Source organism: Streptomyces sp. NPDC017979, from assembly GCF_044328175.1.
GTDB lineage: Bacteria > Actinomycetota > Actinomycetes > Streptomycetales > Streptomycetaceae > Streptomyces.
On sequence record NZ_JBIRGU010000003.1, the window covers coordinates 427,870 to 446,170 of the forward strand.

Sequence of the window (18,301 nt, forward strand, 5' to 3'; positions counted from 1 at the left end):
GCTACGGGCTCTGCTTCGGTTCGGAACCCCCCGTGGTGCCGGCGGTGCCCGGGGTGGCCGGTGGGGTGGGGGTGGCGCGCGGCGTCTGCTCGGCCTGCGCCTCCTGGGGATGGCGGGCCCGCCAGTACGGGTTGTCGTGCGGCAGCGTCGAACTGACCCGCCCGTACATGCCGAAGAACATCAGCAGCAGGCCGACGAGGAAGCTGAACAGCACGTTCTGGATCTTGAACGCGAACGGGTTGAAGCTGGAGTCCAGCAGCGCGAGGTTCACGAAGCCGCTGGCGATGAACAGGATGCCGAGCACCATGTTCAGCGTCGAGGCGAAGTTGCCGCCCTTGACCATGCCGAAGAGCAGCAGCGCGCCGACGCAGATGGACAGGACGCTGAGCGTGCCGTTGGTGTTGAGCCCGACGACGGTGGCGCCCTCGGTGCTGAAGAAGCCGATCTTGTCGACCAGGCCCAGGACGCCGAAGACGACCAGGAAGGCGCCCATGAGGCCGGCTCCGATGCGGTACAGCAGGCTGAGGCGGTGGTCCACGGGCAGGTGCTCGTCGAGAACCACGCGCGAACGGTTCCGCTTGTCGGAAGGGGTCCGGTGGGGCAGAACGTGTGCGGCCATGTGCGGCCTCCTCGGGTACTCGTACCTCCCAGCATCCGCCCGGGGCGCCGCGGCTTCAAATCGCGAGCGTGAAGCGGGGGCGGTCGCGGTGCGCCGGTCGCGGTCGCGGGACTGGTCGAGGCGCTCAGCTCGCGCCGGCGCCCCGCTCCTCCCTTATCTGCTCGACGACGCGGGCGGCGGTGCGGCGCACGGCGTCGGTCTCGGTGAGGAAGTGCCAGTAGTCCGGGTGGCGCCCCTCAAGACCGGCCACGGCCCGCTCCAGCCGCGCCACCGCGTCGTCCAGGGGCCGGGCGTGCCGGGGATCGGGGGTATTGCGTCCGGCCATCGCGAAGCGCTGCGCGTCCCGTACGGCGAAACGGGTGCGGTCGATCTCCGCCTGCGGATCCTTCGACACGGCATTGAGCTGCTGGAGCCGGTCACCGGCGGCGGACACGGCCTCGTCAGTGGTGTTCAGCAGGGCGCGCACGGTGCCGAGGAGGGCGGTCGCATCCGCCCAGCGCTGCTCGTCACGGGCGGTCGCGGCCTCCCGCAAACGCTCCTCCGCCAGCCGTACGTGCGCCACGGCCTGCTCGGGCACCGGCTGGAGGTCCTGCCAGCAGGCGGCCGAGAACCGTCGGCGCAGCTCGCTGAGGACCGGTTCGACCGAGCCCGCGCGGTTCGTCAGGGCCTGGGCGCGGGTGCGCAACGAGACCAGGCGCTTGTCGATGTCGGCCGCGAGCTGCGGCAGCCGCTCGGCCTCCGCCCGTACGGCCTCGGCGTCCCGCAGCACCCGATCGGCGCGGTGCAGCGTCTCGGCGACACCGTGCCGCCCGGCGCCCTGGTTGAGCTTGGTGAGCTCGGGCCCGAGCTGGGCGAGCCGGGCGGCGAGGTCGTCCGCGCGCATCCCGGAGCCGCGCACCGCGTCGAGAGCATTGCTCGCGGCAAGGAGCGCTGCTCTCGCCCGCTCGACCGCGGGCGCCAGCCGGGCGAGCTGTGTCTCCGCCCGGTCGAGCAGCGGCCCCAGCCCCTCCCCGAACCGGTCGAGCTCCCCCTTCACCCGCACCAACTCGTCCTTGGCGGCGGCCAGCTCGCGCCGGGCCCGGGTGGCGACCGACGCCTCCAGGTCGTCCCGGTCCAGGTCGTGGCTGTCCACGGCGGTGATGTACTGCGCACTCGCCTCGTCGATCCGCTGCCCCAGCGCCGCGAACCCGTCCACGGCCCGCTGCACCTGCGGCGAGCTGTCCACGGCCGTGATCGTCTCGATGGAGATCCGCAGGTCCCGCTGGGCGCTGTCCAGCTCGTAGAAGGCGGCAGCGGCAGCGTCCTTCGCGGCCTGTGCATCGGCCCGCAGCCCCTCGGAACGACCCCCGAACCAGCGCCTCGTCCCACCGCCCGCGAAGGCGTACACCCCCACGGCGGCACACGCCAACGGCACCGGCAACAGCACCAACCCGAAGACATCACGCACGGCACCGGCTGTGGTCGTTCCCTGCCGTCGCGCGTGTGTCCCCGTCACAACCCTCTCCCGTGCCGTGCCGCCGTACCCGGTTCATTCTCCCACCTGGTACTGACGAACACACGGCCCGAAAAGTTCGTGACCCGCCCCGCGCCGCCCTCGCGCCGGCCGCTAGCCGGCGAGCCGTATCGTCACGTTCCCGTTGTCGTTCGCCGCCTTCACCACTCGCGGGCTGTCGCCGTCCGTGGGCACGTCCACCCGGCGCTTGCCGTTCGTCGACTTCGCCGTCACGGCGTACGGCGCACCGTCGCGGGCCAGCTCCAAGACGATGTCCCCGTTGTCGCTGACGGCCTCTACCTGCTGGGCCTTCGCACCCTCCTTGAACCCGATCCGCACCTTCCCGTTGTCCGTCTCAGCCCGCACTTTCGCCGCGGTGATCCCCTCGGCGACGATGCTCCCGTTGTCCGATTCGAGGCGGAGGTCGCCCGTGGTGTCCCGGACGGTCACGTCAGCGTTGTCCGTCGATATCTTCAGGTCCGTCCGGAAGCCACTGGCCGTCACCGCGCCGTTGTCGTGCTCCACGGTCACCGCGACGTCCCGCGGCACCTGCACCGTGTGCCGCGCGGCGCAGTGCCCGAGCCCGTCACAGTCCACCCGCAGCGTCAGCCGGTCCTTCTCCATCCGCCACGACGCATCGGGCCCGGACCCGAACAGCGCCCACCCGTCCACCTGCCGGCTCACCCGCACGTCGGTCACGTCGGCGGACACGATCTCCACGTCCGAGTCCCCCACATCCACGGTGAGCACCTTCCCCACCACCCCGAACTCCGCCCGCTCCACCGGAGCCCCCGCCACATCCGCACTCCCGCCGCACCCCGCGACCCCGAGCAGCAGTGCGCTCCCCAGCACTACGGCGGCGACGACGCGAGCGGGGCGTCGGGCGAAGACGGTTCGTGCCGAGTGGTCGTTCATGCTGATCATTCCCCCGTTGAACGCGGTGAGTGGCTGCTTTCACGCTAGGCCCGCAACCCGCTCCGATCGATCCTGCTCGCCACCGTCCCGAGGTGGGGATATCCCCCCATCCCCTCCCTGAGACGCCCCTGTACGGACCCCTGCATGGACCCCGCAGGGAAGGGAACGGGTTTGCGGGGCGGGCTGGTCCGCCATGTAGGCTGGTGCCTCATCCACGGGTGCGTAGCTCAGGGGTAGAGCGCTGCTCTTACAAAGCAGATGTCGGCGGTTCGAAACCGTCCGCGCCCACCAGCACGAAGGCCCCGGACCGATCATGGTCCGGGGCCTTCGTCAGTGTGCTCCGTAAGTCGGGGCGTCGAGTCACCGGCGGGGCCCGGGGGCCGTGGCCGGTTGGTGTCGGCAGGTGAGGGTGACGGTGACGTGGAGGGCGGTGCTGCCGGGGGAGTGGCGCAAGGCGAGGCGGGCGGGCTCCGGGGCGGTGCGGTCGGCGTACCAGCGGCCGGGATTGGACGGTAGGCCGGGGGACCAGGTCCAGCCCTCGGCGGTCAGGCGGTCCTCTAGATGGGCCGTCAGACTGTCGGCCTCCGCTGCCTCAACTGGGGCGAGGGTCCACAGGTGTTCGGGAGTGCACGGGGCCTCGTTGCCGGACACCCGGCAGGTGGGACAGAAAGCCAGGCGCATGCGGTCCAACTCCGGGCTCATCCCGACCCGGGGCTGCTCGGTCTTGATGAGATCCCAGACGCGGGAGGAGACCGCAACGAGGCCGTGGCGTGCCTCGTCGCCCGGTTCCGATGCTGCTGATGCGGCTGTCCGCTGCTCGCGTGCAGTGCGCAGTTCATCGTCCGTCGCCCACTCGACCGTCTTGAGTATCTCGCCGAACATCCGCGAATACGCGTCCCAGTCGTCCACGCTGACCGTGCTCAGCTCCAGCATCTGAACGCTGAGGTCGTCGGGGAGCGGGATGTGCGCCTGGACGAACCGGCGGGGCACCTCATGGGGCAGGGAGTCCGGTGAGATCTCGGGCGGTATCGCCGTGGAGGTCAGCCCGGTGCGCAGGGCGACGGGGCCATAAGCCATCTCCACGACGCGTACATCGTCCTGGGGTGCGTGGCGCGACAGTTGGCCCGCGATGGCGTCGGCGGTCGCGCGCAGGCCGCCCGCGTCGCGCTCCACCCGCTGGGCCACGAGCGTCGCCATCGAGGGGCGGCCGTCGAAGTCGACGAAGCACACTCCGGCGTACTGCGCGCCGGCGTCGATCAGGTCCGCGGTTTGGGCGAGGAAGACCATGGCCGCGTCGAACTGCTCCTCATTGCTGCGTTCGGCGAAGAGGGCGGCGGCCAGCTCCGCGATCTCCCCGCCGAGTTCATCTGGGTCGGCCGCCTGTACGGGAAGGTGGTGGAAAAAATCGGGCACCTCCCATCCGACGTGCAGCGGGCTGTCGGCGAAGAAGACTTGGTCGGCCGTGGCCTCGAAGGTTGGTCCGTCGATCACGACCCGGTCCCTTCGGCGGGAGGGGTGGAGAGGACGTCAGGGATCTTCGCGGTATGGGGAAGGGTATGTGGAAAGAGTTCCAGAAAATCTTTAGGGCTTCGGTAGAGTTTATTCGTCTCTGGTGTGTGCCATGAGCCATCGATGAAGCCGAATTGAATCCGATGCTTCTTTCGGTGCGGCCTACGTGTCCATGCAATGCTCGTCAGAGGTGTACGGAAGGTGACTTCTGCATGCCTCTCGTTGGGGGAAAGTGCGATCACTAGTAGTTCCTGGTCCGTTACCACGATGCGATTATTGAACATGCAGCGAGCGCGCCCCTGGAGGCCCGTCAGCATCTTCCCTGCCATGCTGCCCCAGTCGCCGAAATGGGGGTGCTCGTGTCGAGAATCAGAGAGATATCGAGCGCGGGTCTCGGCGCCTTGGGGCAGTTCGGCGCTGCTCAGCCAGCGCGGCTCCCCGGATGAGAGATAAACGATCACAGCCCAAGCGTCTCCGAGCCAGAAAAGCGGATTGACGCGATCGACAAGAATTCGCGGCCGGTCAGAAAAGGACAACTGGAATGCGTGATCGACTTCGCTGGCTCCGGAGTCTGTCATGAAAAAGCCTTGCATCTGCTGTCCTGGACAAACTCTTGCCAGGGTCTCCTGGAGTGGGTCCGGCTTGCTTCCCATGAATCCGTCACCCGCCAACTAGCTTTTGAATAAACAGTCCGCTCTTGACCACGGTCTGTGATCCGATTTGGAACCTTCGCAGTTCCTCGCTCTTCTCGGCGAGTGTCACGCCGAACTTCTTGGCGATCGGGGCAGCCACTTTGTCGATCTGCTTCTGCACGACACCTGCTCGTGTTCCGTCCTTCACCGCATGGCCGCCCGCCTTGAGGCTTTTGCCCGCCTGCTGCAAATTCTCACGCATCAACGTCTTGTTGCCTCTGGTGGCGAATCGGGCCCCGGCCATCACCAGGTTTCCTCCCACGGATCCGGCACTTTTGACCGCCCCGACGCCGGGCAGCAAGCCGAACGCGTCGCCGGCCAGGTCGAGCCATGTGGAGCCGTTGCCTCGGCGCATGCCGGCGTAGTGTCCGACCATGGCGCCCGCTGAGCAGAGGACCGCGCCCGTGCCCAGGACTGCTCCGGCCACCTGGCCGACCACGGGGATTGCCTGGACGGCGACTGCGGCGAGTGCGAGGCCGCTGGAGATCTTCGAGAGCGTGTCCGCGTGCTTCACGAGCCAGTCGGTGAAGTCGTGCATCGCGTTCTTGAGGCCGTCGGTGATTCGGTCCCACAGGCCGATGGACTCGGGGGCGAGGTCGGTGGCCTTGCGGACCGCGTGGGCGGCGCGGGCGGCGGCCTCTTTCCATTTCTGGTGCAGTTCCTCGCCCTGGCGGATCAGGGCTTCGAGCCTCTCCTTGGCTGCTGCCGCCTCGGAGTTGGCGGACCTCGCCCGGTCGATCTGCTTTCCGTCGACTTCAGGGTCGCCGGTGGGCATTGAGGCATTCGCCGAGGCGGAGGATGCGACGCCGGCGAGGTGTTCCCAGTCGCGGCGGGCCGTCACCGCACGCGATTCAAGGGGGGTGGCCTGTTGCTGGAGGGAGTCCAGGGTGTCGTGCCAGGAGAGCAGGGCGCGGCCCGCGGCACTCATGGAATCGTTGCCCTGCTGGAGGTACTTGGGCAGTTGGCCGAGCTTCTTGCGGAAGGCGTCGGCGCCCTCGCCCTGCCAGAAGCCGTGGTCCTTGCCGACGTTGGTGACGAGTTCGTGCAGCTCGTCGAATTCGCGGCCGACGGCTCGTAGATCAGTGGCGAGCTTGTTGATGGCGACGACCTCGCCACGCGCAGGGTTGAAGCCGAGACCCGGCCAAGAGGCGTCGTCCTCGATGAATACGCCGCGCCAAGACATGAAAGTTACCCCTAGGTGCTGGTTTTGACGGAGTTGACGCTGCGGACGCGATCGCGCACGTCGACATCGGTGCCCGCGTACACCTGCATCGCGTTGTCGAAGTTGCCGCTGATGGCGTTCGCGGCCTCCATGAGGCGTTCGAGGCCGTCGTCCCAGCGGTCCTGGAAGTCGTCACAGGCGTCGTCCAGATCCCTGGTGCCCAATGTGTTGCGGCCGGCCTTTTCCAGGCGCTTGCGCAGAGATTTTATGCGGCGCTCGAAATCGGTGAGCTTGCGTGAGATGTGCTGGGCTTTTTGTAGATTCACGCCCAGACGGTCCGAGTCTGCCGACATGGTCTACGCCTCCCCCCGGGGTCGTTGACAGGTCAGGCAATCCTAGCGTTCCTGACGGACCGTCCCATGATGAGGAATCAGTTCCTCTCCAGAGTCTTCACAAGGAACGCCGGAGGGGCGTTAGGTGGCCGTTGCGTTCGCAAGGTTGTGGATGGCGCGCAGAGTTGGGGGCGTGGAAAATTGCGGAAAGTGCGGCATTGGTGAGGTCCGCCGAGGTTTCCGGCGCCCGAAGGGCGGGATGCAATTTTCAGCCAATCGCCGGCGGGGTATATGCGCCAGTCGTCTTGACTCTGTGAAGTCGGAAACACGGCTGGGAGGTGACGGGCCGGCCGACGCGGTGCCAAAGCGGTCTGCTGGCCACTTCAGGGGTGCCCGAGATCAGATCGGCGACGGGACGTTTAGCGTGCTGCCGCTACACCACGGCCGGAGACCGGCCGCCGGGAGTCGAACCCGGCCTTCTCGAACCCGAATCGAAGTACCCGTCGACTGTGCACCGGGCGCCCCTGAAGCGTGTGCCTCCCGAGATCGGGTCGGCATGCGGCGTGTTGGTCACTTGAGAGGTGAAGTAGCCGCATCCGGCGCACCGGGAGGTCACGATGTCGCCAGGTTAGACGTTCGCCCCGGGGAGCTGTCCAACGAATTGCTGCGTCGGACCGACGGGCGTCAGCTGCGGCAGCCTGCCGTCCCGGTGAGGCTGCACATGAGGATCTCGTCGGCACGGCACAGTTCGCGGCCCTCGCGGCGGTCGACCCGACCAGGGCGAAGAGACGTCGGCGCCGTGGCGGGGTGCGACGACGTGGGTCGCCGTGCGTGATCGGGCGGCGAACGGCGTGATGGGGGCCCTTGGCGATAGCGTCGCCGAGCGGGGGATGCCGAGGGGCGTCGGAGAAGCCGGCGCGGAATCCAAGGGGGGCGACGTGCACAGAGGTGTGGGTGGGACGTGGGAGGCGGAGGCGCCGGGGGTGTTGCGGTTGCCGTCGGGGCGGCTGGTCAGGGGACGCGGGCTGCGCCACGGACCGGTCGAAGGGCCGGAGCCGGGGCTGGGGGTGTACCTGCTGGGGGAGGAACCGCCCGTCGTGCCCTGGGAGAGCCGATGGGTGCCGTGGCCCGACTTCCGGCTGCCCCGCGATCGGGCCGGGGCGCGCGAGACGCTGCGCATCGCGTGGGAGCGGGCCGAGCGGGATCGGGTCGAGGTCGCCTGCCACGGGGGGCGGGGGCGGACCGGGACCGCGCTCGCCTGCATGGCCGTGCTCGACGGCGTGGAGCCGGGGGAGGCCGTCGCGTACGTGCGTCGGCACTACGACCGGCGCGCGGTCGAGACGCCGTGGCAGAAGCGGTACGTACGACGGTTCGGCAGCGAACTCGCCGGCTGAGGAGTTTGCGCAGGTCAGTGGCGTCGGCTGCCGGCTGTCAGTGGGCGGGGGCACACTGGGAGCATGTGTCGCAGCATCAAGACCCTCCGCCCGCCCATGCTCCCCGAAGAGGCCACCGAGGAGGACATCCGAGCCGCCGCGCTCCAGTACGTGCGGAAGGTGTCCGGCTTCCGGGCGCCCGCCGCGCACAACAGGGAGGTGTTCGAGCGGGCCGTGGACGAGATAGCCGCGGCCACCGCCCGACTCCTGGACGAGCTGGAAGTGAAGGGCGTGGCGAAGGCCGCCGTGAACTCGGGGGCGTGATCCTTAGGAGCCCTGAGCCCTGAGCCCTGAGCCCTGAGCCCTGAGCCCTGAGCCCTGAGCCCTGAGCCCTGAGCCCTGAGCCCTGAGCCGCCGGTCGTGCGTGCTCCGCTCAGGCCGTTTCGGTCGCCGGTTGGGGGGTCGGTTGGGGTGCCGGGCGGCGTCGCATGACGTACGCCGCCACCGCGCCCGCCGCGAAGAGCGCCCCCACGGACACCGCCGCTCCGACCCAGCTCGCGCCCAGCCACTGGCCGCCGAAGTAGCCGAGCCCGACGCTGTAGCCGGCCCAGGCCACGCCCGCCAGCGCCGACCAGGGGAGGAATTCGCGGACGCGGCGCTGTGCGGCGCCCGCGCCCAGGGAGACGACGGACCGGCCTGCCGGCGCGAAGCGGGCGATCACCACGAGGGCGCCGCCGCCGCGGGCCAAGGTCGCGCCCAGTCGGGCCTGGGCCTTGGTGAGCCGGCGGGAGCGGGCGATGGCGCGGTCGAAGCGGTCGCCGCCGCGCCGGGCCAGTCGGTACGCCACGAGGTCGCCCAGCACGGACGCCGTGGCCGCGCAGAGGATCAGGATCAGCAGGGACGGCACCTCGCCGGGCACCCGTCCGGCAACCGAGGTGGCCGTCGTCGTACCGGCTGCGGCTGCGGTGGCCGCGGTGATCACCAGGACTCCGCTCGGCAGCACCGGCAGGAAGACGTCCAGCAGCACGGAGAGCGCCACGATCGCATAGATCCAAGGGCTGCTGGCTAGCCAACCCAGACTCTCCAGCACCTTGAACTCTCCCCGTTGCCCCGTGTGACGAACAATGCCGCTGTGGTGGAAATGGTCAGGGTCCGACGGCCTCGGCGGACGCTTGATCCCTGTCGGACCTCAACGGACCCGATGGACCTCGGCGGACTCCTGCGGACGTGCGGTGGTCGCGGCACTGACAGCTGTACAGCGTACGCGTGACATATGCCGTGAGATCACCTGGGGGCCACCGATGTTGCGATGATCACCTCATGTCCGGTACGCGGTGCGTCGCCTCGCTTGCCTCCGCGGACGCCGGAAACCCCCTGCTCCCCTCCCACCCCCATGGTCACGCCGACGTTACCGGGGGTCCGGGGGCACGGGGAACGCCCGGACCCTCCAAAGAGGTTCCGGGCGCTCGGTGGTGTCTCGACAGGTACTAGGTGTGTGGGGCACCTATTGAGTGTCGACGATCGAAGCGGTCACGCGGTGGCCGTCGCCCGCTCCCTGCTCTTGCCGGCGGTGCGGTCCTCGCTGCTGCGGGTGGTGACGGTGGTGCCGGCGCTGCGGGTGAAGACCTTGTCGAGCGCGAAGGCGCCGGGCCCGGTGAAGATCAGCAGCAGGAAGGCCCAGCAGAACATCGCGGACGCCTCGCCGCTGTTCTCCAGGGGGAACAGGCCCTCGGGCTGGTGGACCTTGAAGTACGCGTACGCCATCGAGCCGGACGAGACGAACGCGGCGCTGCGCGTCCCGATGCCCAGCAGCACCAGGCTGCCGCCGACGAGCTGGATGACGGCCGCGTACCAGCCGGGCCAGGTGCCGGCCTCGACCGTCGCGTTGTCCGCGACGCCGAACAGGCCGAAGAGGGAGGCGGCGCCGTGACAGGCGAAGAGCAGTCCGACGACGATCCGGAAGGCGCTGATCGCGTACGGCTGGTACCGGTTCAGCGAGGAGGTCAACGAAGAGTTGGCCATGGGGGGACTCCTGCGAGTGGGGGGACTTCTGTCGTGGCTGAGCTGTTCGTGCTGTGAGTGCTGTTCGTGCTTGCCCAAGCAGTTCGTGGTGCTCGTGGGGTCTGCACTGCTCGTGCGGTCCGTACTGCTCGTGCAGTTCGTGCTGGCCTTGTTGGCCGTGCACTTGGTGCTGCTAGTGCTCCTCTAGCTGTTTCCAAGCTAGATTCGAGCCAGCAGTGCTTGCAAGTTCAACAATTGATGTTGCTCTGATTCTCATACGACTTTCATCTGCGGTGCGCTGACCGAGGGAGGCCGGGGCGGGTGGCTCAGCCGAGGGGTGCCGGGCGCGGACCCGCCGTCAGTTCCCGTTCGTCCGCCGTCACCAGGCGCGCTCCCGCCGCCCCTCCGGTACGCGCCTGGTCCAGTCGCAACCGCGCCTCGCGGCCCCGCAGCGTCAGCGTCATCAGGTGGTTGCCGAACCAGGGCCCGCCCGTGCGCTCCCAGTGCACCGGGGGCCGCCCCGTCCGCCCGTGCCGCGCCAGCAGATGGCCGAGCCGGCGCCCCGTACTGCTCCAGCCGAAGCGGAAGCCCCAACGGATCGAGCGCGGAATGGAGTTGTGCACGGGGGAGCAGGTGAGTTGGAAGACCCGGGAGTCCGGTTCGCCGGCGCCCCGCCAGTCGGGCTCGGCGACGTACGCGTGGTGCACGTCGCCGGAGAGCACGCACACCGTGGCCGGCGCGCCCCCGCCCGTGCCGACGGACGCGATCAACTCGGTCAGCTCCGCGAAGGACTTCGGGAAGGCCGACCAGTGCTCCAGGTCGGCCCGTCTGCGCACCACTTCGCCGAACCGGGCCCAGCGCGGGCCGCGCACGCCCCGCGCCAGCGCCGCGTTCCAGCTCTCCGCGTCGTGGACGAGGGGCGGCAGCAGCCAGGGCAGGGAAGTGCCGATGAGCAGGTGGTCGTACGCGCCGGGCTGGTGCCCACCGGTCGCGCCGGCCGCGGCCTGTTCCCGCAGCCAGCGCGCCTCCTCCGGGTCCAGCATCGCGCGGTGCTCCTCGGTCAGGACGCGCGCCGCCCGGGTGTCCACCATCAGCAGCCGCGTCCGGCCGAAGTCGCGGCGGTAGCTCCAGCGGGCGGCGGTCGGGTCGGCGTCGGCGCGCTCCGCGAACTCCCGCAGCAGCGCCGTGCCCCGGTCGGAGTCGTGCGCGGTCCGCACCGCCGCGAAGAGTTCGTCGGCCGCCAACTCCGCCGGCGAGAGGTTGCCGAGGTGTTGGTAGACCCAGTACGACATCAGCCCGCTGCGGATCCGCTCCGGCCACCACGGCTTCGTCCGCATCTCGGCCTGCCAGGACGCGCTGGTGTTCCAGTCGTCGATGACGTCGTGGTCGTCGAAGAGCATCAGGCTGGGGACGGTGGACAGCAGCCAGCGCACCTCGGGGGCGAGCCAGGATTCGTCGTACAGACGGGTGTACTCCTCGAAGTCCGCCACCTCGGGGCCCGGGGGCACGGTCAGGTCGCGGCGCTCCGCCAGCCACGCCCGCGTCGCCGCCGACGTCTCGTCCGCGTACACCTGGTCGCCGAGGAGGAGCAGGACGTCCGGGCGGGCGGTCGACGGGTCGGCGGCGAGCTTCTCCGCGAGGGTGGCGAGGGCGTCCGGGCCGATCGGGTCGTGCTCCTCCTCGGGCGCGGCGGCCCAGCGGCAGGAGCCGAAGGAGACCGTCACGGCGTCCGCGCCGACCGCGGGCGCCGTGACGGTGGAGGCGGGGTGGCGCGAGTCCGGCAGCGGCCAGACGCGCGCGCCGTCCAGCAGCACCTCGTACGACGTGGTCGTACCGGGCGTGAGGCCGGTCAGCGTCACCAGTGCGTAGTGGTGGCCCTCGATGCGGAACGTGGGGGCCGAGCCGCCCGCCCCGTCGGCGCACCGCACCTCGGCCGTGCAGGCGCGGTCGGTCTCCAGCCAGACGGTGGCGGTGGTGCCCGTCTCCCAGTCGACGTGCCGCAGCAGCGGCCCCAGGCGCAGCCCAGCGCGAGTCGCGGTCATCGTCCCGTCCTCCTCCGTCGCCCCCGTACGGTACGGAAGCCGGACGGCGGAGCGGTCGGTTCCGGGGCCGATCGGCGGCGCGCCCACCGCCGATCGGCCGGTACCCCGATCGCCGTCAGTGGCTGTCGGCGGTCGTCGGCAGCAGTCAGCAGCCGTTCAGCACGGAGGTGAGGGCGTTCTTCTCCGCGCTGTCCACGGTGAGCTGGTAGTGGTGCTTGACCTGCACCCACATCCGGGCGTACGTGCAGCGGTACGCGCTGCGCGGCGGCAGCCATTCCGCCGGGTCGAGGTCGGACTTCGCCTGGTTGACGTTGTCCGTGACCGCGATGAGCTGCGGACGGGTGAGGTCGTTGGCGAAGGACTGGCGCTTCGCGGTGGTCCAGGAGTTGGCGCCCGAACGCCAGGCTTCGGCGAGCGCGACGACGTGGTCGATGTCGACGTCGGACGCGGCTGACCAGGTGGCCCCGTCGTACTCCGAGTACCAGGTGCCGGAGACGGCGGCGCAGGACGAGTCCTGGACGACGTTGCGGCCGTCGCGCTTGAGGACGACTTCGCGGGTGTTGCAGGCGCCGGACTGGGTGCTCCAGTGCGGGAAGAGCTCCCGGCTGTAGCCGGCCGACGAGCCTTCGGCGCGCTCGGTGAGCTGGCCGAGGTAGGTGCGGGCGGTGGCGGCGCTGATGGGAGTGGGCGGGGCGGCCTGGGCGGCGGGCGCGGTGGCCAGCAGGCCCGTGACGGCGAGGGCGGAGGCGGCGGCGAGGACCGTGACGCGGCGCCCGGTGCCGCCGCGGCCGGCGGGCGCGGCGGGGCGTATGGAGTGACGGGTGGCATGACGCGCGTAGAAGGCGGACATGTGTGGAGCTCCTTCGCTGGAGGAGTACGGGGGAGGGCTGGCCGTCGGGCACGGCCATGCTGGGCGCGCCACGTGGTGCGGAGGTGAGCGCTACGTAACAGCCTGGCGACATGAACACGTCATTTCAAGGGGGAACGGTGTGCGCCGGCTCCCAAGGGGCGGGGAAGGGCGGCGCGCTGACGGTCCGCCAGGGGCGGTTGTCGGCCGGTGCGTCGATCGGCAGCGGCGCTGCGCGGTCCGTACGGGCGGGCGCGGGCGGTGCGGTCGTTAGGGTTGGCGGGTGCTGCTGACCGTCAACGTCACCTTCGGTGCGGTGCTCGCCGTCCTGCTCGTCGTGGCCGCCGCGGTCGCGGCCGTCGCGCACCTGGGCCGCTCCCGGGAGATCGTCGTCGCCGGGGTGCGGGCCGCGGCCCAACTCGCCGCGGTGTCGCTGGTCATCGGCTGGGTGGTGCGCTCGCTGCCGCTGCTCTTCGCGTTCGTGTTGTTGATGTACGCCGTCGCGGTGCGCACCGCGGGGCGGCGCGTCACGCCCAACGGCACCTGGTGGTGGACGGCCGTGCCGATCGGCGCCGGCGTCTTCCCCGTCCTCGCCGCGCTGCTGCTGACCGGGCTCGTCCCGCTGAAGGGCATCGCCCTGGTGCCGGTCGCCGGGATCCTCATCGGCGGCGCGCTGACCGCGACCGTGCTCGCCGGGCGGCGCGCGCTGGACGAGCTCAAGCAGCGGCACGGCGAGGTCGAGGCGGGTCTCGCGCTGGGGTTGCTGGAGCGGGACGCCCGGTTGGAGGTGGCCCGGACGCCGGCGGCGGACGCTTTGCTGCCGGGGCTGGACCAGACCCGGACCGTGGGCCTGGTCACCCTGCCCGGCGCCTTCGTCGGCATGCTGCTGGGCGGGGCGTCGCCGGTGCTCGCGGGGGCGGTGCAGCTCTTCGTCCTGGTGGCGCTGATGGCGGTGCAGGCCGTGGCGGTCGCGGTGGTGCTGGAGCTGGTGGCGCGGGGGCGGCTGCACCGGGCGTGACTTCGGCCGTATCGCGTCGTACGGACGTTTCGTGCGTGCGGGCGGGCGGGCGGCTGTGGCGCCGGCGGTACCGCGCGTACGGGACGGCGGCCGCACCGGGCGTGATTTCATCCGGTACCGCGCGTATCGGATGGTGGCTGCACCGGGCGTGACGTCGGCCGCACCGGCCGTACGGACGTTTCCTGCGGGCGGGCGGCTGTGTACCCTGGTCGGAGCAGAAGGGGAGTAGCTCTTCGCCGGACCGTCGACATACTGCTGGGCCTCGTGCCCGGCCGGCGCCCGGAGGCGGACCTTCAGGTCGGCCAGCGAGACCTTCGGCCGCAGTGTTCCATTGACGCTGCCGTGCCGAAGCGACCCCTCTTCACGGGAACGCCGGTCCGCGAGGGCCGGGAACCGCGGTCTCTCGGTACGGACAGCCCGACCGATTGAGGAAACCACCCGTGATCAGCTTCACCATCATGGCGATCACCTTCGGCGTCGTCTTCCTGGCCGAACTCCCCGACAAGACCGCGCTGGCCGGACTGATGCTCGGGACGCGCTACCGCGCCAGTTACGTCTTCGCCGGCGTCGCCGCCGCATTCGCCGTCCACGTGGCGCTCGCGATCGCCGCGGGCAGCGTGCTGACCCTGCTGCCGCACCGGCTGGTGCAGGGCGTGGTGGGCGCGCTGTTCCTGGCGGGGGCACTGATGCTGCTGTTGAAGAAGTCCGACGACGGCGAGGAGCACATCAAGCCGCCGGAGGACCAGTCCTTCTGGAAGGTCTCCGGCGCGGGCTTCATGCTGATCCTGGTCGCCGAGTTCGGCGACCTCACGCAGATCATGACGGCGAACCTGGCCGCGCGGTACGACGACCCCGTCTCGGTCGGCCTCGGGGCGGTCCTCGCGCTGTGGGCGGTCGCGGGCCTCGGCATCCTGGGCGGTCGGACCCTGATGAAGTACGTGCCCCTGAAGCTGATCACCAAGATCGCGGCGGGGCTGATGCTGGTGCTCGCCGGGTTCAGCTTCTACGAGGCGGTGACGGGCTGACGTCCGTCGGCACGCCTGCGTCCGGGCCCGGACGCAGGCCATGTGCACGGATGCCCGCGGGCCCGGTCGAGCAGTGACCGGGCCCGCGGGCATCCGTGGAGGTGCGGCCGGCCCGGGCGCCGGCGCGCGGGCGCTCAGGCGGTGCGCGTCAGCAGGATCCGGCCCTGGTGGTCCGCGGTGACCGCCAGCTGCGTGAGGTCGTCGACGTGCAGGTCGGGCGCGCAGGCCGCGGCGCGCGGGCCTATCCCCACGACGCGCGAGCCCGCTGCGCGCGCCGCGGCGATCCCCGCCTCCGAGTCCTCGAAGGCCACGCACTCCGCGGGAGCGAAGCCCAGCTCCGCCGCGCCCTTGAGGAAGCCCTCCGGGTCGGGCTTGCTGGCGCCGACCGACTCCGCGGTGATGCGCACGGCGGGCAGCGGCAGCCCGGCCGCGCCCATCCGCGCCTCGGCGAGCGCCGCGTCCGCCGACGTCACCAGGGCGTGCGGCAGCTCCGCGAGCGCGGCGAGGAAGGCGGGCGCGCCGGGCACCGGGACCACGCCGTCGAGGTCGGCGGTCTCCTGCGCGAGCATGTCCGCGTTGTCGGCGAGGTTCTCCGCCGTGGAGCGGTGCGGCAGCAGCTCCGCCATGGACGCGTGCCCCTGACGGCCGTGCACGACCTTCAGGGTCTCTTCCGGGTCGAGGCCCTGGGCGACGGCCCACCTCCGCCAGACGCGTTCCACGACCGCGTCCGAATTCACGAGGGTGCCGTCCATGTCGAGGAGGAGGGCGCGGGCGGTGAGGGTGCTGGCCTGCATGGCGTACTCCCGGCGCAGATGAGGGTGGCTGAGCAACTGGGGCGTGTCCGGACGTCCCCCCGGGGCCGTGTCCAGGCGCGGCCCCGACGCACAAGAGCGGCTCCGCCCACCGGTCAGGGAGACGGGCGGAGCCGCTTTTGTTCAATGAGCATACAAAGCGGACTCGGGAAGCGCCAGCCTGCTTCCTCCACGTCTCCGCAGGCCGTACCGGGACAAACACCCCAGGATGGAAGCGTTCCGGACGTAGCCGGATGCGAGGAGACCGGTATGGCCCAGGGAGAAGAGTCGGGAGACGGCCAGGGGCAGGGGGCCCGGGCGGCAGGGGGCCCGGCGGGGGGAGCGCCCCGGGGCGGAACGCCGGGCGCGGCCCCGGCGTCGGTCGCGGTCGAGCCCGGTGCGGGCCAGGACCGGCGGGCCGTCCTCGCGGCCATCGGCGCGCTGCTGCTCGGCATGCTCCTCGCGGCGCTCGACCAGACCATCGTCTCCACCGCACTGCCCACCATCGTCAGCGAGCTGGGCGGTCTCGAACACCTCTCCTGGGTGGTGACGGCGTACCTCCTCGCCTCCACCGCCGCGACCCCGCTGTGGGGCAAGCTCGGCGACCAGTACGGCCGCAAGAAGCTCTTCCAGACCGCCATCGTGATCTTCCTGATCGGCTCCGCGCTCTGCGGCATCGCCCAGGACATGGCGCAGCTCATCGGCTTCCGCGCGCTCCAGGGCCTCGGCGGCGGCGGGCTGATGGTCCTGTCGATGGCGATCGTGGGCGACATCGTCTCCCCGCGCGAGCGCGGCCGGTACCAGGGGCTCTTCGGCGGTGTCTTCGGCGCGAGCAGCGTGCTCGGGCCGCTGCTCGGCGGCTTCTTCACCGAGCACCTGAGCTGGCGCTGGGTCTTCTACATCAACCTGCCGATCGGCGTCGTCGCGCTCGTGGTGATCGCCGCGGTCCTGCACATCCCGGCGCGCCCCACCCGGCACACCATCGACTACCTGGGCACCTTCCTCATCGCCTCGGTCGCCACCTGTCTGGTCCTGGTCGCCTCCCTCGGCGGCACGACCTGGCCGTGGGGCTCGCCGCAGATCATCGGCCTCGCCGTGCTCGGCGGCGTCCTGCTGGTCTTCTTCGTCCTCGTCGAACGCAGGGCGGCCGAGCCCGTGCTGCCGCCGCACCTCTTCCGGCTCCGCACCTTCACCCTCGTCTCCCTGATCAGCTTCATCATCGGGTTCGCGATGTTCGGCGCGATGACCTTCCTGCCGACCTTCCTCCAGGTCGTACGGGGGATCTCACCGACCCTTTCGGGCGTGTACATGCTGCCGATGGTGCTCGGGCTGCTGATCGCCTCCACCGCGTCCGGGCAGCTCGTCAGCCGCACCGGCCGCTGGAAGGTCTTCCCGATCCTGGGCACCGGGATCACGGCGATCGGGCTGGTGCTGCTCCACCGCCTCACCGAGAACAGCTCCACCTGGCAGATGAGCGCCAGCTTCTTCGTCTTCGGTTTCGGCCTGGGCCTGGTGATGCAGGTGCTGGTCCTGGTCGTGCAGAACTCGGTGCGGTACGAGGACCTCGGCGTGGCCACCTCGGGCGCCACGTTCTTCCGCTCCATCGGGGCGTCCTTCGGCGTCGCCGTCTTCGGCACGATCTTCGCCAACGGGCTCAAGGACCGACTGGCCACCGCGCTCGCCGGGCGGCCCGTGCCCCCGGGCGCCAACGCCGGCGAACTCGCGGCCGACCCGCAGGCCATCGCCAAGCTGCCACCGGCGCTGCGCGGCTCGGTGGTGCACGCCTTCGCCTCCGCCATCACCGACGTCTTCCTGTACGCCGTGCCGGTCGTGCTGCTCGCCTTCGCCGTGTCCTGGTTCCTCAAGGAGGACCGCCTGCGCGGCTCGGTGACCGCGCCCGACCCCAGTCAGACCCTGGCGTCCAACCCGGTGGAACGCTCCTCCCGCGAGGAGGCGGCGCGGGCGCTGTCGGTGCTCGGCTCCCGAGAGGGGCGGCGCCAGATCTACGAGAAGATCACCACGCGCGCCGGGTACGACCTGCTGCCCGCGTCGAGCTGGTTGCTGCTGCGGATCCGTCGACACGGCACGGTGGAGCCGTCCCTGCTCGCCGACACCACGCCCGTACCGCTCCGGGTGATCACGGACGCGGCGCGCCAGGTGGAGGAACGCGGCCTGGCCAGCCGGGAAGGGCTCCAACTCGTGCTCACGGAAAGCGGTCTGGAGACGGCGGTACGCCTGGCGAAGGCGCGCGAGGAGTCGCTGGCCGAGCTGCTGGGCGACTGGTGGGGCCCGGAGCGCCCGACGGACCTGGTGCAGTTGGTGGAGGAGCTGAACGCGGAGCTCTGCGGCTCGGACCAGGAACGCCCGAACGGCCACGGTCGGCCGCGGGGGGACCATGCGCCTCCCGGCGGGGACGGCTGAGGTCGGGGCGGGCGTCCCGCGGTTCGACGGGTACGGCCCCGGTCATCGGCCACTCGGGCCGG

The 18,301-nt window shown here is 70.8% G+C and carries 17 protein-coding genes and 1 tRNA gene; 6 read left to right on the plus strand and 12 right to left on the minus strand.

What is annotated here, in order from left to right:
* Position 1: 1 nt before the first annotated feature.
* The 3 genes from ACH4E8_RS11410 to ACH4E8_RS11420 form a co-directional block, all read right to left on the minus strand.
* Positions 2-619 (minus strand): DUF4383 domain-containing protein, encoded by a 618-nt coding sequence (locus tag ACH4E8_RS11410; protein WP_398446721.1) that lies wholly within the window; start codon positions 617-619, stop codon positions 2-4.
* Between the two features lie 124 nt (positions 620-743).
* On the minus strand, positions 744-2,114 hold the full coding sequence (locus ACH4E8_RS11415) for a hypothetical protein (RefSeq protein WP_398446722.1): 1,371 nt from the start codon (positions 2,112-2,114) through the stop codon (positions 744-746).
* A gap of 111 nt (positions 2,115-2,225) precedes the next feature.
* Positions 2,226-3,026, minus strand: coding sequence for a DUF4097 family beta strand repeat-containing protein (locus ACH4E8_RS11420; protein WP_398446724.1), 801 nt, complete (start codon positions 3,024-3,026; stop codon positions 2,226-2,228).
* 216 nt (positions 3,027-3,242) lie between these two features.
* On the opposite strand from ACH4E8_RS11420, the gene ACH4E8_RS11425 reads away from it, so the two are divergent.
* Positions 3,243-3,317 (plus strand) — tRNA-Val (locus ACH4E8_RS11425).
* Between the two features lie 69 nt (positions 3,318-3,386).
* Here ACH4E8_RS11425 and ACH4E8_RS11430 read toward each other — a convergent pair.
* From ACH4E8_RS11430 to ACH4E8_RS11445, 4 genes are all read right to left on the minus strand, one after another.
* Positions 3,387-4,517: a hypothetical protein gene (locus ACH4E8_RS11430; protein ID WP_398446726.1), complete on the minus strand. Its 1,131-nt coding sequence runs from the start codon at positions 4,515-4,517 to the stop codon at positions 3,387-3,389.
* Entirely contained in the window at positions 4,514-5,113 is a 600-nt protein-coding gene (locus ACH4E8_RS11435) for a hypothetical protein (RefSeq protein WP_398446728.1), read from the minus strand. Before ACH4E8_RS11435 ends, ACH4E8_RS11430 begins: the two co-directional genes overlap by 4 nt.
* An 82-nt stretch (positions 5,114-5,195) precedes the next feature.
* A complete protein-coding gene (locus tag ACH4E8_RS11440) occupies positions 5,196-6,410 on the minus strand; it encodes a putative T7SS-secreted protein (RefSeq protein ID WP_398446730.1) in 1,215 nt (404 codons plus the stop codon).
* An 11-nt stretch (positions 6,411-6,421) separates the two neighbouring features.
* Positions 6,422-6,742, minus strand: coding sequence for a hypothetical protein (locus ACH4E8_RS11445; RefSeq protein ID WP_398446732.1), 321 nt, complete (start codon positions 6,740-6,742; stop codon positions 6,422-6,424).
* Between the two features lie 917 nt (positions 6,743-7,659).
* Between ACH4E8_RS11445 and ACH4E8_RS11450 the strand changes: the two genes are divergently transcribed.
* Positions 7,660-8,115, plus strand: a complete 456-nt coding sequence (locus ACH4E8_RS11450; RefSeq protein ID WP_398446734.1) for a protein-tyrosine phosphatase family protein — start codon at positions 7,660-7,662, stop codon at positions 8,113-8,115.
* Positions 8,116-8,178: 63 nt separating this feature from the next.
* Entirely contained in the window at positions 8,179-8,418 is a 240-nt protein-coding gene (locus ACH4E8_RS11455) for a DUF2277 domain-containing protein (protein WP_398446736.1), read from the plus strand.
* Between the two features lie 109 nt (positions 8,419-8,527).
* On the opposite strand, the gene ACH4E8_RS11460 is transcribed toward ACH4E8_RS11455, so the two are convergent.
* From ACH4E8_RS11460 to ACH4E8_RS11475, 4 genes are all read right to left on the minus strand, one after another.
* Positions 8,528-9,184: a DedA family protein gene (locus tag ACH4E8_RS11460; protein ID WP_398446738.1), complete on the minus strand. Its 657-nt coding sequence runs from the start codon at positions 9,182-9,184 to the stop codon at positions 8,528-8,530.
* A 440-nt stretch (positions 9,185-9,624) separates the two neighbouring features.
* Positions 9,625-10,101, minus strand: coding sequence for a DoxX family protein (locus ACH4E8_RS11465; RefSeq protein WP_398447291.1), 477 nt, complete (start codon positions 10,099-10,101; stop codon positions 9,625-9,627).
* A gap of 320 nt (positions 10,102-10,421) precedes the next feature.
* Entirely contained in the window at positions 10,422-12,137 is a 1,716-nt protein-coding gene (locus tag ACH4E8_RS11470; RefSeq protein WP_398446740.1) for an alkaline phosphatase D family protein, read from the minus strand.
* Positions 12,138-12,282: 145 nt separating this feature from the next.
* Positions 12,283-12,987, minus strand: coding sequence for an HNH endonuclease family protein (locus ACH4E8_RS11475; RefSeq protein WP_398446742.1), 705 nt, complete (start codon positions 12,985-12,987; stop codon positions 12,283-12,285).
* Between the two features lie 280 nt (positions 12,988-13,267).
* On the opposite strand from ACH4E8_RS11475, the gene ACH4E8_RS11480 reads away from it, so the two are divergent.
* Both ACH4E8_RS11480 and ACH4E8_RS11485 read left to right on the plus strand, forming a co-directional pair.
* Positions 13,268-14,002: an ABC transporter permease gene (locus ACH4E8_RS11480; RefSeq protein WP_398446744.1), complete on the plus strand. Its 735-nt coding sequence runs from the start codon at positions 13,268-13,270 to the stop codon at positions 14,000-14,002.
* A gap of 440 nt (positions 14,003-14,442) precedes the next feature.
* A complete protein-coding gene (locus ACH4E8_RS11485) occupies positions 14,443-15,027 on the plus strand; it encodes a TMEM165/GDT1 family protein (RefSeq protein ID WP_398446746.1) in 585 nt (194 codons plus the stop codon).
* A gap of 134 nt (positions 15,028-15,161) precedes the next feature.
* Here the strand turns inward: ACH4E8_RS11485 and ACH4E8_RS11490 are convergent, their stop codons facing one another.
* Entirely contained in the window at positions 15,162-15,821 is a 660-nt protein-coding gene (locus ACH4E8_RS11490) for an HAD-IA family hydrolase (RefSeq protein ID WP_398446748.1), read from the minus strand.
* A gap of 267 nt (positions 15,822-16,088) precedes the next feature.
* On the opposite strand from ACH4E8_RS11490, the gene ACH4E8_RS11495 reads away from it, so the two are divergent.
* The gene (locus ACH4E8_RS11495) at positions 16,089-18,239 is read left to right on the plus strand and encodes a DHA2 family efflux MFS transporter permease subunit (RefSeq protein ID WP_398446750.1); all 2,151 of its coding nucleotides are present in this window, start codon (positions 16,089-16,091) and stop codon (positions 18,237-18,239) included.
* The last annotated feature ends 62 nt before the right edge of the window (positions 18,240-18,301 follow it).

Bases quoted from the DNA above. Each gene is read 5' to 3' on its own strand.
- ACH4E8_RS11475 (WP_398446742.1), bottom strand. From the start codon at position 12,987: ATGTCCGCCTTCTACGCGCGTCATGCCACCCGTCACTCCATACGCCCC.
- ACH4E8_RS11440 (WP_398446730.1), bottom strand. From the start codon at position 6,410: ATGTCTTGGCGCGGCGTATTCATCGAGGACGACGCCTCTTGGCCGGGT.
- ACH4E8_RS11445 (WP_398446732.1), bottom strand. From the start codon at position 6,742: ATGTCGGCAGACTCGGACCGTCTGGGCGTGAATCTACAAAAAGCCCAG.
- ACH4E8_RS11495 (WP_398446750.1), top strand. From the start codon at position 16,089: ATGGCCCAGGGAGAAGAGTCGGGAGACGGCCAGGGGCAGGGGGCCCGG.
- ACH4E8_RS11420 (WP_398446724.1), bottom strand. From the start codon at position 3,026: ATGAACGACCACTCGGCACGAACCGTCTTCGCCCGACGCCCCGCTCGC.
- ACH4E8_RS11435 (WP_398446728.1), bottom strand. From the start codon at position 5,113: ATGACAGACTCCGGAGCCAGCGAAGTCGATCACGCATTCCAGTTGTCC.
- ACH4E8_RS11470 (WP_398446740.1), bottom strand. From the start codon at position 12,137: ATGACCGCGACTCGCGCTGGGCTGCGCCTGGGGCCGCTGCTGCGGCAC.
- ACH4E8_RS11490 (WP_398446748.1), bottom strand. From the start codon at position 15,821: ATGCAGGCCAGCACCCTCACCGCCCGCGCCCTCCTCCTCGACATGGAC.
- ACH4E8_RS11455 (WP_398446736.1), top strand. From the start codon at position 8,179: ATGTGTCGCAGCATCAAGACCCTCCGCCCGCCCATGCTCCCCGAAGAG.
- ACH4E8_RS11410 (WP_398446721.1), bottom strand. From the start codon at position 619: ATGGCCGCACACGTTCTGCCCCACCGGACCCCTTCCGACAAGCGGAAC.